General features: G+C 36.5%; 10 protein-coding genes and 1 riboswitch. Of the genes, 8 read left to right on the top strand and 2 right to left on the bottom strand.

Features of this window, described 5'->3' with window-relative positions; genetic code table 11:
* Positions 1-116 precede the first annotated feature (116 nt).
* Positions 117-1733, top strand: a complete 1617-nt coding sequence (gene pckA, locus BOQ64_RS09000; protein WP_129057784.1) for a phosphoenolpyruvate carboxykinase (ATP) — start codon at positions 117-119, stop codon at positions 1731-1733.
* 110 nt (positions 1734-1843) lie between these two features.
* Here the strand turns inward: pckA and BOQ64_RS08995 are convergent, their stop codons facing one another.
* Positions 1844-2251, bottom strand: a complete 408-nt coding sequence (locus BOQ64_RS08995; RefSeq protein WP_129057783.1) for a type II 3-dehydroquinate dehydratase — start codon at positions 2249-2251, stop codon at positions 1844-1846.
* Positions 2252-2495: 244 nt separating this feature from the next.
* Positions 2496-2592, top strand: a riboswitch (SAM riboswitch).
* A gap of 83 nt (positions 2593-2675) precedes the next feature.
* Between BOQ64_RS08995 and BOQ64_RS08990 the strand changes: the two genes are divergently transcribed.
* Together BOQ64_RS08990 and BOQ64_RS08985 are read left to right on the top strand one after the other, a co-directional pair.
* A complete protein-coding gene (locus tag BOQ64_RS08990) occupies positions 2676-5612 on the top strand; it encodes a SusC/RagA family TonB-linked outer membrane protein (protein ID WP_129057782.1) in 2937 nt (978 codons plus the stop codon).
* Positions 5613-5629: 17 nt separating this feature from the next.
* A complete protein-coding gene (locus BOQ64_RS08985) occupies positions 5630-7123 on the top strand; it encodes a RagB/SusD family nutrient uptake outer membrane protein (protein ID WP_129057781.1) in 1494 nt (497 codons plus the stop codon).
* 288 nt (positions 7124-7411) lie between these two features.
* Here BOQ64_RS08985 and BOQ64_RS08980 read toward each other — a convergent pair whose 3' ends face one another.
* The gene (locus tag BOQ64_RS08980) at positions 7412-8020 is read right to left on the bottom strand and encodes a hypothetical protein (protein WP_129057780.1); all 609 of its coding nucleotides are present in this window, start codon (positions 8018-8020) and stop codon (positions 7412-7414) included.
* 308 nt (positions 8021-8328) lie between these two features.
* On the opposite strand from BOQ64_RS08980, the gene BOQ64_RS08975 reads away from it, so the two are divergent.
* The 5 genes from BOQ64_RS08975 to BOQ64_RS08955 all read left to right on the top strand — a co-directional run bounded on the left by BOQ64_RS08975 (position 8329) and on the right by BOQ64_RS08955 (position 16358).
* Complete coding sequence (locus BOQ64_RS08975) at positions 8329-8652, top strand: DUF6660 family protein (protein ID WP_129057779.1); 324 nt, start codon at positions 8329-8331, stop codon at positions 8650-8652.
* 137 nt (positions 8653-8789) lie between these two features.
* Positions 8790-13151: a CusA/CzcA family heavy metal efflux RND transporter gene (locus BOQ64_RS08970; RefSeq protein ID WP_129059689.1), complete on the top strand. Its 4362-nt coding sequence runs from the start codon at positions 8790-8792 to the stop codon at positions 13149-13151.
* A gap of 46 nt (positions 13152-13197) precedes the next feature.
* Positions 13198-14427 carry an efflux RND transporter periplasmic adaptor subunit gene (locus BOQ64_RS08965; protein WP_129057778.1) on the top strand — a complete coding sequence of 410 codons (1230 nt, stop codon included), beginning with the start codon at positions 13198-13200 and terminating at the stop codon, positions 14425-14427.
* 126 nt (positions 14428-14553) lie between these two features.
* Positions 14554-15441: a bestrophin family protein gene (locus BOQ64_RS08960; RefSeq protein ID WP_129057777.1), complete on the top strand. Its 888-nt coding sequence runs from the start codon at positions 14554-14556 to the stop codon at positions 15439-15441.
* Between the two features lie 14 nt (positions 15442-15455).
* Positions 15456-16358 (top strand): cation diffusion facilitator family transporter, encoded by a 903-nt coding sequence (locus BOQ64_RS08955; RefSeq protein WP_129057776.1) that lies wholly within the window; start codon positions 15456-15458, stop codon positions 16356-16358.
* The last annotated feature ends 18 nt before the right edge of the window (positions 16359-16376 follow it).

Raw genomic sequence — 16376 nt, 5'->3', positions numbered from 1 at the left:
CAAGCCCGCTTTTTTATTTGTCATTCTGACTTATATCAGTATATTTAAACCACCTTTAACAAATAATTAATATTATTTTTGTTGAAGTCAATAAAGAAATAGAAAATATAAGTAAAATGAAAAACACTAAAATCATCCAGGATTTAGAGAAATTAGGGATTAAAGGAAACTATGAAGTAGTGTGTAACCCTTCTTATGAAGAATTATACCAGGCTGAAGTTTCTCCTGAAAATCAGGGGTTTGAGAAAGCGGAACTTACAGAATCGGGCGCGGTATCAGTAAAAACAGGAATTTTCACAGGTCGTTCACCTAAAGACAGATATATTGTTCAGGATGATGTTACAAGAGATACAATTTTCTGGGATGGTAAAGTAAACTTACCAACTACGCCGGAAATTTTCGGGTCTTGTAAAGAACTAGTGATGAACCAGCTTTCAGAAGCTAAGAAAATTTATGTTGTAGATGCTTTCTGTGGTACGAATGCAGATACAAGACTTAAGGTAAGATTTATCATGGAAGTAGCATGGCAGGCGCATTTTGTTACCAACATGTTCATCCGTCCTTCTCACTATGAGCTTGAAAACTTTGGAGAGCCAGATTTCACAGTAATCAACGGTTCTAAAACAACAAACCCTAACTGGGAAGCTCAGGGATTAAACTCAGAGAACTTTGTAATGTTCAACCTTACTGAAAAACTACAGATCATTGGAGGTACTTGGTACGGAGGTGAAATGAAGAAAGGAATGTTCGCGATGATGAACTATTACCTTCCATTAAAAGGTATGGCTTCTATGCACTGTTCAGCTAACGTAGGTGAAAAAGGTGATGTAGCTTTATTCTTTGGTCTTTCAGGAACAGGTAAAACAACTTTATCAGCAGATCCGAAGAGATACCTTATCGGTGACGATGAGCACGGTTGGGATAACAACGGAGTATTCAACTATGAAGGTGGATGCTATGCTAAAGTAATTGACCTTTCAGAAGAAAAAGAACCGGATATCTTCAGAGCTATCAAGAGAGATGCACTTCTTGAGAACGTAGTAATTCACAATGGAGTAGCAGATTATACTGATGGATCTATCACTGAAAACACAAGAGTTTCTTATCCAATCTATCATATCAACAAAATTGTATTGCCATCTAAGGCTGGTCATGCGAAGAAGATCGTTTATCTTTCAGCAGATGCATTCGGAGTACTTCCTCCAGTGTCTATCCTGAACGAAGATCAGGCACAATACCACTTCCTTTGCGGTTATACCTCTAAATTAGCAGGAACTGAAAGAGGAATTACTGAGCCTCAGCCATCTTTCTCTCCAGCATTTGGTGAAGCATTCCTTACATTACACCCAACAATGTACTCTAAAACATTGATCGGAAAGATGAAAGAACACGGAGCTAAAGCATATTTAGTAAACACTGGTTGGAATGGTACTGGTAAGAGAATTTCTCTAAAAGATACAAGAGCAATTATTGATGCTATCATTGACGGTTCTATCGATAACGCTCCTAAAGTTCAGGTTCCAATTATGAACCTTGAAATTCCTGCTGAACTTCCAAATGTTTCTACAGGTATTTTAGACCCTAGAGATACTTATGAAAATGCTTCAGAATGGGAAGAGAAAGCAAAAGATCTTGCTTCAAGATATATCAAAAACTTCGAGCAGTATTGCGATACTGAAGAAGGTAAGAGATTAATCCCTTCAGGACCTCAATTACAGGAACAAACTATCTAATCAGATATTATACAAATAGAAAGCCTCATCATTGATGAGGCTTTTTTATTTGTATTTCCCACAGATAGCACAAATTTCACAGATAAAAAATCTGTGTCATCTGTTAGTATTTACTTTAAGCTTAGTATGGCTAATCTGTATCCATCCATTCCAAAACCGGATAAAACCGCATCAGTATTAGCGGCTGTTACAGATTTTTGTCTGAATTCTTCTCTTTTATAGATGTTGCTGATGTGAACTTCTACTTTAGGTTTTCTGATATTCTTTAGACAGTCGGCGATTGCGTAAGAGTAATGGGTAAATGCTCCTGGATTAATAACCAATGCATCAAAATCATCCTGCTGAAGCCTGTTGATAAGCTCACCTTCAATATTGGATTGGTAGTAGCTTAATTCATGAGTGTGAAACTCAGACTTTAAGTTGTCCAGATAAGTTTCCATAGAAACAGTTCCATAGATCTCAGGTTCGCGGGTTCCTAAAAGATTCAGGTTAGGCCCATTTATAATCAAAACTTTCATTCTATAAAATTAAAAAGTTTTTTTAATTAAAAATCAAAAATATCTGTCAATTATTAGGTTTTGCTTATTGAATTATTAATAATGATATTTGTCATGTTTGTTCAAATGATAATCGTTGCAACTCCTTTTTGTAATGGCTTTTAATAAAAACTTATGTTAATTTTTGAAAAATTATCATGAAAAATTAATAAGTCTACTTGTTTTATAGACTAAAAGTTTATAGCTTTGCAACCATATTTCGATCGGCTTATAAAGAAAGATGGAGGGAACTGACCCGATGATATCTTGACAACCTGCATTATGTAAGGTGTTAAATTCAGCCTTTAAAGGAAAAATAAGCATTTGGTTTATCGTATTTATCGATGCCCTTTGCTGACTTTTCAGTAAAGGGCGAAATTTTAATATATGGTAAACAAAATTGATTATGATTAATAAAAATCTATTTAGCTCTAAAGCTTGGATTCCGCCAGTTGCTGTATTTTTCCTGGGAATTGTAAGCGTAAGTGCACAAAATTCCAAGCCTAAAAAAGATACACTTAAAGAAAAGGAAATAGACGAAGTAGTTGTAGTAGCCTATGGAAAGGCAAAAAGAAACAGCTATACCGGTTCCGTAGCAACTATTTCCAGCGATAAAATCAATAACAGACCTGTAACTAACGTTACAAAAGCATTGGAAGGGCAGGTTCCCGGAATTCAGGTTACCGGAGCTTCAGGACAGCCTGGAGCAACATCTACCATCAGGATCAGAGGAGTTGGCTCGGTAAGTGCTTCCAGTGAGCCTTTATATGTTGTAGATGGAATTCCTTTTGATGGAAACATCAATGCTATCAGCCCTAACGATATAGAATCTATCAGTGTTCTTAAAGATGCTACAGCAAGTGCTTTATATGGTTCAAGAGGAGCAAACGGGATCATTATTATTACCACAAAGTCCGGTAAAAAAGGAGAAGCAAGAGTAAACCTTAATATCAGCCAGGGATTCTCGGGTAGAGCGGTGAAAGATTATGAACAGGTAAGTACAGATCAGTATTTCCAATTGTATTGGGAAGCCATGAGAAACGGTTATCAGTCAGGTTCAATATCAGCCCAGCAGGCAGCCCAGATGGCTACAGATAATATTATTTCTAATTTAGGGGTTAATCCTTATGGTGCTAATTATCCAAAACCAGTAGGAACAGACGGAAAATTATTACCGGGAGCAAAAGCTTTATGGAATGATGACTGGAGAGATATCTTGCAGAGAGTGGCTTCCAGAAACCAGGTAGATCTGGATATCAGTGGTGGAAGTGAAAAAAGCAATTATTTCTTTTCATTAGGATATCTGGATGATAAAGGAATGGCAATTGAGTCAGGGTTTAAAAGATATAATACAAGATTGAAACTTAATTCTGAGGTTAAAAGCTGGCTGAATGTTGGGGTAAACTTAAGTTATACCAACAGTATTCAACAGGCTCCAAGTTCTTCAGATTCTAAAGCTAGTAATGTTATTCAGGCAGCAAGAGTAGTTCCTTCTTTCTATCCTTATTATGAAAGAAATCCCGATGGGTCTTATGTGCTAGATGCAGAAGGAAACAAGGTTTATGATTTTGGAAAATATAGACCTGCCGTAGCGCTTCCGAATCAGAACTTGGCTGCGAGTTTACCATTGGATAAAAACGAAAATAAGATCGATAACTTCTCAGGAAAAGGATTTATGGAATTAACGTTCCTTCCTGAATTGAAGTTTAGATCAAGCTTTTCTGTTGACATGGTTAATTATAATCAACACTATTATACGAATCCACTTCTTGGACAATCGAAAGAGACGGGAGGTTCTGTTTCAAAGTTAAACAGCAGAACACTTTCCTATACAACCAGTAATATTCTGACCTATGATAAGAGGTTTGGAAAACACCACATTAATGTGTTGGGAGGTCATGAATTTTATAAATATGATTACCAGGTTATTTCAGGAAGTAGACAGGGATTTTCATTACCTAACTATTATGAGCCTGATGCAGCCTCTTTATTGGTGAACTTCGGTGGGAACAGTGATAAACTAAGCTTATTGAGTTTCCTTGGAAAGGTAGAGTATGATTTTGATAATAAATATTTCTTATCCGCATCAACAAGAGCAGATAGTTCTTCAAGATTTTCAAAAGAAAATAGATGGGGTACATTCTGGTCTGTAGGAGGATCCTGGAAGCTTTCTAACGAAGAGTTTATTAAAAACCTGAATTTCTTCAACCAGTTGACATTGCGTGCAAGTTACGGGGGACAAGGAAATGATAAATTGCTGAAACCAGACGGTTCACAGTTGTATTATGCATATCCTGAATTATATAGAGATTATGCTCTTGCCGGCGAGCCAGGAAAAACATTGGAAAAAGTAGGAACTCCTAATCTGAAATGGGAAACCAACCTGAACCTTAACTTAGGGCTTGAGTTTGCGATTCTTAATAACAGAATTAAAGGTAATGTGGAATATTTTGAAAGAAAAAGTAAGGACCTTCTGTTTAACGTACCAGTAGCTCCGTCTTTAGGAATCAGTGATTATCCTGCCAACGTAGGAACCATTAAGAATTCCGGGTTTGAAATTTCATTGTTTACAACACCTATTAAAACAAACGATTTTCAATGGAATGTGGATGTTAACCTGAGTACTTTAACAAATAAAATTACTAAACTGCCAAAAGGACCTCTTGCAGTAGGATCCACTAAGCAGCTGAATGAAGGAGGTTCTGTATATGATTTCTTTATTCAGGAATGGGTAGGGGTAGATCCAAGTAATGGTAAACCATTGTGGAAGACAATTACCAAAGATGCTAATGGAAACTTGGTAGAAGGAACAACATCAGAATATGCTAAGGCTACAAAAATATTACAAGGCTCTGCTTTGCCTAAATTAACAGGGGGAGTAAGTACAAGTATGATGTATAAGAATTTTGATTTCTCAGCATTGCTGACTTTCAAGATTGGTGGAAAAATTCTTGATACAGATTACACCTCACTCTTACACAGTGGAAACTCTGGTGGACGTGCATGGGGTGTGGAAATGCTGAACAGATGGACTCCTGAGAATCCTTACACCGATGTTCCTGCGTTAAACACAAAAACGAATAACTGGAATTCAATGTCTACAAGATTCCTTTATTCCGGAACGTATGCAAGACTTAAGAATGTGAGTTTAGGATATACACTGCCATCAGATTATTTTGAAACTATTGGATTGAAGAAATTCAGAATTTATGTTCAGGCAGAGAACCTTCTGACCTTCTATAAACATAAAGGAATGGATCCTGAACAGGCCCTGGATGGAACAACGTATTACAGATATCCGGCGATGAGAACAATCACTTTTGGTCTTCAGGCAACATTCTAACTTTTAAAATTTGAACAATGAAAAATTTAAAATATTTATCTTTTGCTTTAATAGGATTATGGTCGCTGACAAGCTGTGAAAGTGAAATGGATACGGCTCCTACAGATCAGGCTACCAGCGTAGAGGTTTTCAAAACTGCTGAAAGTGCTGAAACAGTGATCAACGGAACCTGGGCAAAATTCAATAATGACGGAACTACCTTTGCGAATATCGGATATTCAACTGTTTTAAGAGCAAGCGATGCGATGGGAAGCGATGTAGCTGTACTAACCAATAAATATGGTTTCTCATCTACCTACGATTTTACGGAAATGGTGAATAATACAGTAGGCCGTCCGTCATTTATCTGGACAATGCTGTATTCTACCATCAATAATATGAATAATGTTATTGCTAAGATTGATGCTACAGAGGGAACTCAAACCAAAAAAGATCAGGTAAAAGGCCAGGCAAAAGCATTGCGTGCTTTCTGTTATCTGAATATTGCCAGCTTTTATCAATTCAGCTATCTTAAAGACAAATCTGCTTTAACGGCTCCTATTTATACGGAACCTTCAACAACAAGCAGTGTTCCAAAGAAAAAATCCAGTCTGGAAGACATTTATGCCTTAATTAAAAGTGATCTTACGGATGCAGATAATTTACTGAAGAACTATACAAGAAATAAAAAAGATAAGATCAACCGTAACGTGGTAAACGGAATCTTAGCAAGAGTTTATCTGAATACAGGAGAGTGGAGCAAGGCTGCAGCAGCGGCAAAAACAGCAAGAGAAGGTTTTGCTTTGATGACTCCTGAAAAGTATAAAGAAGGTTTCAATGATATTAATAATGGGGAATGGATCTGGGGACATGCACAGACTCAGGAGATGTCTGATGCAAGTTATGCTTTCCATTATCTGGATGTGTCTTCATCAGGTAGCTATTATTACAGTTTTATGGCTGATCCTTATTTTCAAAAACTGTTTGATTCCAACGACATCAGATCTCAATTGTTCTCATGGGATGGTCTTCCGGCAAGAGAAGGGTTGCTGAGGTATGCTAAATTCAAGTTCAAGTCTACTCTTATTGCGGACATTGTTTATATGAGAGCGGCTGAAATGTACCTGATTGAAGCAGAATCGGAAGCAAGAAATGGAAACCCAGTTCAGGCAGTAGCTGTTTTAAATCAATTGAGAGCTGCCAGAAATGCGGATGCTTATACAGGACCATTGGCACAGAATGATGTGGTAAATGAAATCTTAATTGAAAGAAGAAAAGAATTATTTGGAGAAGGATTCTCGCTTTCGGATATTATCAGAACGCAGGGAACGGTGGTAAGAAAACCGTTCGTAGATGCAGAAGGAAAGGCAATCAAAGTTCAGATAACAACACCTAACGGAACTGTAAAGACAGTTGATGGTAAGGGGCACACAGTTTTTGATCTTCCGAATAAAACTCCGTTTGTATCAAACAGCCCATATTATTTATTCAGTATTCCACTGAAAGAGATTGAAAATAATCCCAATTTATAATCACAGTCCATAATTAGATTTGATTTTTTAGCCACTGCTTTTGCGGTGGTTTTTTTTAGTTAAAAATAATAAAGATACTTGATCGTATTTTCAAGAATATGAATCTAGCTATAGTTCAGTTTCTTTATATTGTTTTAAAATAAAATTATCCGAGGTATTAGAGTTTACAATTTTTTTCAATAATTCTTTATTATTTCTCTTACTTATAAATAAAAAACCACTGCAACCCTGCAGTGGTTTGGATTTATCAATTTTATTTGAATAATGCTAATAAGTCATCATACTATTTTACAACAAAAACTTGTTAATGATTTCATCATTATCGTCATTTATAATATATAATTGTATAAATGATTCATATTTCTTAATAATTACGGAACTTTTATCTGATGATTTATAATAAATGACCCTTTTGTTATTCATAAAGACTTCAAAATCACCTGTAAAAAATATACAAGTCATATTTTTATCAACAGTATTTTTTATTGTGTAATTTCCGTTTAAATTAACAACTCTTACTTTTTCATTTGTAATATTTTTATTAAAATATCTAACAATCGAATTTTGAAATTCAAATGCACTAGAGAATTTATTGGTTAAACTTTCAAAAGCATTATTAGAATATATAATATTAGTATTGAAAGAACCTTTATATTGGGCAGTAATAAAGTCAGCTTTTTCATTTCTAAAAAAACTTACTGATGGACTATCCGAATAATCTAAAGTATAAACATGATTAGAAATAAAGGTTTTAGGTATACTATTAGAATATCTTTTATGTATTTCCATAGTCATCTTGGATGCAAAGATTTCTTTTATAAAAATATCTGGTCTAAATAATATAAATAAACCCGCTAGCATAACTACTACTATTAAAAATATATTTTTCCTTTTCATTATTTTAATATTTTAACTTATAATCCGAAACCAAATCCCTGCTCTTCGGCGTCTCATGATTTGTAGTAAATGTACATCGGGAATCTTGATTAATCGTTTGTTGATCGGTGTTTTAAATAAATTTATTGTTTTGCTAATTCTATTGTTGAATAGAATAATAACTATGACTTTTTCTTTTAAAAAAAATAACTATTGAGTGATAAATATGTTTTTTGGAAAAAAATAAAGGATGAAAGAGGAATGATTTTTGTCATGTTTAAAACTTTAACGATTCACTCATTTTAGAAAAAAACTTTACCTTTGTAACAATGAACCTGTTAAGATGGATACTGGCAATTTATTTCATGGCGTTATCACTGATGCCATGTGAAGATGTGTCTCATCCATTAAATTCAGGAAATAAAAGAATTTCTTTAAGTATTTCTGAGACTCATTCTACGGATAAAGGAGACATCTGTTCACCATTGTGTGCCTGCAGTTGTTGTCAGATGACTGTTTCTGCCTTTAAAATGGATCCTTTATTGGAAATTCCTGAGCAGATTCCTGCTTATTTTTCAAAGAAAATTCTATTTCATAAAAACGACTTTGCCTATCAGGTATACGATCCTATATGGCAACCCCCTAAAATTTAATTTTATTGACAGTTAGAAAGTTATGCTTTCTAAGCCTACTTGAAACTTTGCAATACCATTGCAGAGGTTTTCAGGATATTTTTGCTGCAGTATTTTATGCTGTATGCCTATATTTTCAATAAAATTAAATAAAAATCGTGTTAGATAAAATTATAAAATTCAGTATCAAGAACAAGGTTGTTATTGGTATTATGACGCTGATATTGGTTATCTGGGGAACATGGAGTGCCACCAGGCTACCCATAGATGCAGTACCCGATATTACCAACAATCAGGTTCAGATCATTACTGCATGTCCTACGTTGGCAGGTCAGGAGGTAGAACAGCTGGTGACTTTTCCCATTGAACAGAGTATTGCAAACGTTCCGGATATTCAGGAAACAAGAAGTATTTCAAGATTCGGACTGTCTGTTATTACAGTAGTTTTCAAGGAAAATGTTGATGTCTATTTTGCCAGACAGCTTATTAATGAACAATTAAAAAATGCTGTAGAGGAAATTCCCAAAGGAGTTGGAACTCCTGAATTAGCTCCTGTAAGTACAGGTCTGGGAGAAGTATATCAATACATTCTTCACCCTAAAAAAGGCAGTGAGAAAAAATACGATGCCAAGGAACTGAGAACCATGCAGGACTGGATCGTGAGAAGACAGCTTAACGGAACTCCGGGCGTTGCTGAGATCAACAGTTTTGGAGGAGAATTGAAACAGTATGAAGTAGCCATTGATCCTAATAGATTGAAGGCCATGGGAACCAGTATTACTGAAATCTTTACAGCTCTTGAAAAAAATAACCAGAATACCGGAGGTGCTTATATTGATAAAAAGCCTAACGCTTACTTTATCCGCGGAATCGGATTGGTAACCTCTCTGGAAGATATTAAAAATATTGCCGTTAAAAATGAAACAGGAAGCGTTCCGATTTTCATCAAAGACGTAGCTGATGTTCGTCTGGGAAGTGCTGTTCGTTATGGAGCATTAACGTATGACGGAAAAGTAGATGCGGTAGGTGGAGTCGTAATGATGCTGAAAGGAGCCAACAGTAATGAGGTTGTAAATAATATTAAAGCAAAAATTCCTACCATTCAGAAATCTCTTCCGGATGATGTGGTGATAGAACCGTTTCTGGACAGAACAGACTTAGTGGGAAGAGCCATCAGTACCGTTGAAAAGAACCTGATTGAAGGAGCTTTGATCGTTATTTTCGTTCTTGTTGTTTTCCTGGGTAACCTTAGAGCTGGGCTTATTGTAGCTTCAGCCATTCCATTGTCCTTATTATTTGCTTTGGGAATGATGAATGTCTTTGGAGTGAGTGCCAACCTGATGAGTCTAGGAGCCATAGATTTCGGGCTTATTGTGGATGGAGCCGTGATTATTGTAGAAGCTACCCTGCACCATTTAGGGGTAAGGAAATCGATGCGGACTTTAACGCAGTCTGAAATGGATGAAGAAGTGTTCCTTTCTGCATCGAAGATTAGAAGCAGTGCAGCATTCGGAGAAATCATTATCCTGATTGTTTACATCCCGATTCTTACCTTGGCAGGAGTAGAAGGAAAAATGTTTACCCCAATGGCTAAAACAGTAGGATTTGCTATCCTTGGAGCCTTAATCCTTTCATTGACGTATATTCCAATGATGAGTGCCTTGTTTTTATCCAAAAAAATATCACACAAGGAAACCTTCTCAGATAAAATGATGAACTATCTGCAGAAGATCTATCAGCCTTTACTGCAGAAAGCAATTAAAGTAAAATATATTATTGTATCAGCAACTGTTGCAATCTTTGTAATAGCAGCATTCACTTTTAAAAACATGGGTGGTGAATTCATTCCGCAATTGCAGGAAGGAGATTTCGCTTTCCACTGTATATTGCCGCAAGGAAGTTCTCTTAGCCAGAGTATAGAAACGTCCATGCAGGCTTCCAGAATTATCAAACAGTTTGATGAGGTGAAAATGGTAGTCGGGAAAACTGGATCAGCAGAAGTTCCTACAGACCCGATGCCACCGGAAGCTACCGATATGATTGTGGTATTAAAGCCACAAAGCGAATGGAAAACCAAAAAATCTTATAACGAGCTGGCCGATGAGATCAGCGAAAAGCTGGAAACCATTCCTGGAGTATTCTTTGAGAAAAACCAGCCTATTCAGATGCGTTTTAATGAATTGATGACAGGGATCAGACAGGATGTTGCGGTGAAGATCTTTGGAGAAAACCTGGATTCATTGGCAGTGTATGCTGATAAAGTGGGTAAGATTATTCAAACGGTTGATGGAGCTACTGCCCCTCAGATTGAAAGAGTAAGCGGGCTTCCACAGATCAACGTTCAGTATGACAGAACAAGAATTGCCAATTACGGATTAAATATAGAAGATGTCAACAACGCGGTAAGTACAGCCTTTGCAGGGAAAGCAGCCGGACAGGTTTTTGAAAATGAAAGACGTTTTGATCTGGTAGTCCGTTTAGACAGTCTTCACAGAACCGATATTTCAGATGTGAATAATCTGATGATAACCTCAGCTACGGGAGCTCAGATTCCGTTGTCACAGGTTGCCAATGTGAGTTATAAACTTGGCCCGGCACAGATCAGCCGCGAGCAGGGAAAACGTAGAATCGTAATAGGATTTAATGTAAAAGGAAGGGATGTGGAAAGTGTGGTAAAAGATATTCAGACCAAATTGGATAAAGTAAAATTACCATCCGGATACTACTTTACCTATGGCGGACAGTTTGAAAATCTTCAGGAAGCCAGTAAGCGTCTGATGATTGCTGTTCCTGTATCCTTGCTGCTAATTTTTATGTTGTTGTATTTTACATTCAAATCATTTAAACAGGCTGCTCTGATTTTTACAGCCATTCCAATGAGTGCGATTGGAGGAGTCTTCGCCCTTCTGGTGAGAGACATGCCATTCAGTATCAGTGCTGGTATTGGGTTTATTGCCCTGTTTGGAGTTGCTGTACTTAACGGAATTGTATTAATTGGAACCTTTAATCAATTGGAAAAAGAAGGCGAAACTGATATTTTAAAACGTGTTTTTGAAGGAACCAAAACCAGATTAAGACCCGTTCTCATGACCGCCACAGTGGCTTCTCTAGGATTTTTACCGATGGCGATTTCTACAGGAGCCGGTGCAGAAGTCCAGAAACCTTTGGCAACCGTAGTGATCGGTGGTCTGGTAACTGCAACATTCCTTACCTTATTTGTGCTGCCAATGCTGTACATCATTTTTAATACAAAGATTTTGAAAAGAAAGAATAATAACATGCAGTCATTTACTATAGTGCTTATTTTTGGATTAATGATGCTTGGGCAGACTTTTAAAGCTCAGTCCAGACCAATATCTGTAGAAGAAGCGGTGCAAATGGCAATGGATAATAATTTAACACTGCAGTCAAAGGATTTAAGCATTAAATCAGCCGAAGCTTTGAGGCCTACAGCTAAAGAACTTCCTAAATTAAGCTTTGATGCTCAGTTAGGACAATACAACAGTCCGAAATTTGACCAGTCATTTGCTATTTCACAAAGTATTCCTTTTCCAACCTTATTTAAAGCAAGAAAGGAACTCATTAATGAAACGATTAAGAGTAAGCAGATTGATAAAGAGATTACAACCAATGAACTGGTAAAAGATGTTAGAACGTATTATTATCAGATTGAATATCTTCAGTATAACAAAGAGAAACTAACTAGTCTTGCAGGGTTTTATGAAGATTTTATCAGGATTGCAACCGTGAGATTTAAAGCAGGAGATATTAAAAAGATTGAGATCAATACAGCAGAAACCCAAAAAGGAGAAATTGATTTATTGTTGAGACAGAATGAAGTGTACTTAAATAATGCTTATAAAAATTTAAAAACACTTTTAAATACTTCAGAAAATCTGGAAGTGCCATTCAATACAAATTATCAACCTTTAAAAGCTGAAAATGTTTTGGATAGCAGTGTTGTTGTCAATAATCCTACTGTTAAGGCCTTTTATCACGAAATGGAAATTGCGGAGAAGAATAAAAAGGTTGAAAAAGCTACAGGATTACCGGATTTCAGTTTAGGATATACCAATCAATCACTGATAGGCTTCCATACCATTAACGGACAGGAGAATTTTTATGATTCAGGAAAACGATTTCAGTCTGCAACGGTTGGAGTATCTATTCCATTAACGTTTGGGGCTACGAAAGCCAGAATGCAGTCTCTGGAATATGATAAGCAGGTAGCAGAAACCAATGCAAGAATGCAGAAAAAGCAGCTTACTACACAGTTAGAAAATGCTTTTAGTCAATATCAGCAGGATATACAGCAATATGATTATTATACCAATCAGGCGTTGCCCAATGCTGAGAAAATTGTAAAAGCAGCTCAGTTAGGATATAAAACAGGAGAGATTTCTTATGTAGAATATCTTTTTGCCCTGCAGACGGCTACCAATATTCAGTTAAAATACCTGGAATCTATTCAGCAGGTGAACCAAGCTGTAGTCACTATTAACTCAATCATCAACAAATAATATGAAGTCGATTGTAAACGACCTTAGTATCGCTAAAAATTCAAATATGAAACTCAAATATAATATCATAGCCCTTGTATTCATCTCTCTGTTAGCTGTTAGCTGCGGAAAAAAAGAAGTTGCAGAAGAAAAAGCACCTGAAAAAAAAGAGCAGAAAGAACATGCACATGAAGAAGAGTCACAAACCATTGCCTCTTTAACAGAAGAACAGATGAAGTCGGTAGGAGTAGCTTTAGGAACGGTAGAAATGAAAGAGCTTACGTCCACCATTAAAGCAAATGGTCTTTTGAGCGTACCGAACAGCAATAAAGCGACCATTACTTCTTTGTATGGTGGAATCATCAAAACCATCAATATTCAGGTAGGAAGTATTGTAAAGAAAGGGCAGGTAATTGCTACCATTGCCAATCCTGAGTATATTCAGCTTCAGGAAGATTATTTGACAACCAATAGCAGAATTACCTATGCTGAACAGGAATTCAGAAGACAGAGAGAACTTTTTGATAACGATGCCGGAGCTAAGAAAAATCTTCAAAGTGCCGATGCAGAATTGAAAACTTTAAGAACTAAAAGAGCATCTCTTCTTAAACAGCTTCAGATGATGGGAATTAACCCCGGAAATGTCAACAATGGGAACATGAGATCCGGTTTAGTGATTACAGCTCCTATCAGTGGAACCATCAGTAGTATTACCGCTCAGATAGGAAGTTATGTGGATATTTCTTCTCCTGTAGCTACAGTGATTGATAACGGTTCTATTCACTTAGATCTTCAGGTATTTGAAAAAGATCTTCCGAAAATGAGAGTAGGACAGATTGTTCATTTTAAACTGACCAATAATCCGGAAACTGAATACGATGCAAAAATTTACAGCATCGGATCTTCCTTTGAAAACGAAAGCAAAACCATCTCAATGCACTGCGAAGTAATTGGAAATAAAGCAGGATTAATTGACGGAATGAATATCACCGGGATCGTAAGTCTTGATAAAAGTGTTACCCCAGCTGTTCCTACTGAAGCCATTGTAGAAGCAGACGGGAAGTTCTATGTCTTTATTCAAACCGATAAAAAGATAGAGGAAGAACATGATGAAAAAGGAAAACCTCATCCTAAAACATTGAATTTTGAAAAAGTAGAAGTGGTGAAAGGAACTTCCGATATGGGATATACGGCTATAACGCCTGTTGGGGATATTCCGGATAATGCTAAAATAGTAGTGAAATCTGCCTTTTTTGTGAATGCCAAATTGGTTAATTCTGGAGAGCACGAGCATTAATGAAGGAGATTAGAATCAATGAAGTGTCGATTTTTATACGTAAATTAGAGCTGTTTACGGGTTGCTATATTGAAATATAAAAACCGACTGAGGGAAAAGTAAAGAGTATCTTACAACATTTAATACATGAATTATTATGCTATTAAACAAAAAATATCAGTCTGGTATTTCATCCGTGAAATAAAGTCTCAGATTCTGTTCATCGGAATATTTGCCGTAGCCATAGGACTTTTGGATATGCTTCCGTGGTTTCAGAAAATTTCATTGCCTCTGAATATTCCTGCTCTTTTAGGAACAGCAGTATCATTGTTGCTGGCATTCAGAACCTCTCAATCTTATGAAAGATGGTGGGAAGCAAGAACCGTTTGGGGAGCCATTGTAAATGATTCCAGAAGTTTTGTAAGGCTGGTTACCCAGTTTTTACCTGCTGAGGATCATAAAACCATCAGAGAGTTTGCAGAGAGGCAGATCATCTGGACCTATGCTTTAGGAGAATCATTGAGAAAACTGCCTTTTTCAGATAAAGTTCAGGGCTATTTGAACGAAAATCAAATCAACGGTACTAATATTCCGAATGCTCTTTTGGATGCCCATTCCAAACAGCTTAAAGAGATAGGAACTTCAAAACTGACGGATTTTCAACATATGCAGCTTAATGATATGGTCACAAGACTTTGCGACAGCATGGGAAAATGTGAAAGATTAAAGAACACAGTGTTTCCAAGATCTTACAGCATTCTTGTGCATACATTAATCTACGTATTTGCGATCATACTTCCATTTGGATTGGATGATTCCCAGCTGATTATAGAGATTCTCATTACTTTCCTGATTCCGATTGTGTTTATTACTATCGAAAAGACCTCAATTATGATGCAGGATCCATTTGAAAACAGACCGGTAGATACTCCGGTAACTTCTTTGGCACAAACCATAGAGATCAATATCAGACAAATGATTGGGGAGCAAAATGTTCCCCCTAAAAAAGAAAATACCTCCTATTATGAAATGTAATTAAGCCATTAGCTATGGAAAACACCCAAACACAAATACAGACTCCCTCTGCAGCAAGCAGACATAAAAAAAACTTACTGATTGTACTGTGCCTTAGCGGGACTTATCTTATTGCTGAGGTTATAGGTGGAATTGTCACCAACAGTCTCGCATTATTAGCTGATGCAGCGCATATGTTAACCGATGTTGTAGGTTTATTGCTGGCATTTATTGCGATAAAAATAGGAGAGAAAAAAGCAGACCCTTCCAGAACCTTTGGATATTACCGTACCGAAATATTAGCAGCCGTAATAAATGCTGTTGTTCTTTTGGGAATTTCAATATATGTTTTATTTGAAGCGTATCAACGGTTTCAGAATCCACCGGAAGTACAGAGTAAATCTATGTTGATTGTAGCTGGAATCGGATTATTGGTGAATATCATCGGGATGATGATCCTCAGAAAAGATTCAGAAGGAAGTCTGAATATGAAAGGCGCTTATTTCGAAGTACTTTCCGATATGTTAACTTCTGTTGGAGTAATGATTGCAGGGATTATTATGCTTACAACAGGCTGGTATTATGCTGATCCATTGATTTCTGCAGCTATAGGATTATTAATATTCCCAAGAACTTGGCGATTATTGAAAGAAGCCATCAATGTACTGTTGGAAGGAACTCCGGCTGATGTAGATATTTATGAACTCCGTAAATCTCTGGAGCAGATTCAGGGCGTGAAGAATGTTCATGATCTGCATGTATGGTCGCTAACTTCCAGTGTGAACGCAATGAGTGCTCATGTTGTAAAGGAAGCTAATGTTTCGCAGAATCAATTATTAAAAATCTTGACAGATACAACCGTTGAGAATTTTAAAATAAGCCATACCACTTTTCAGATCGAAGAAGAAGGATATGAAGAGAATGAAGTACATCTGTAATATTTTAAAAGATTAAAA

It is taken from the genome of Chryseobacterium sp. CH25, assembly GCF_004119455.1.
Taxonomy (GTDB): Bacteria; Bacteroidota; Bacteroidia; order Flavobacteriales; family Weeksellaceae; genus Chryseobacterium.
Note: the sequence above shows the minus strand (reverse complement) of the source record. Positions and strands in the feature narration are given on the sequence as shown.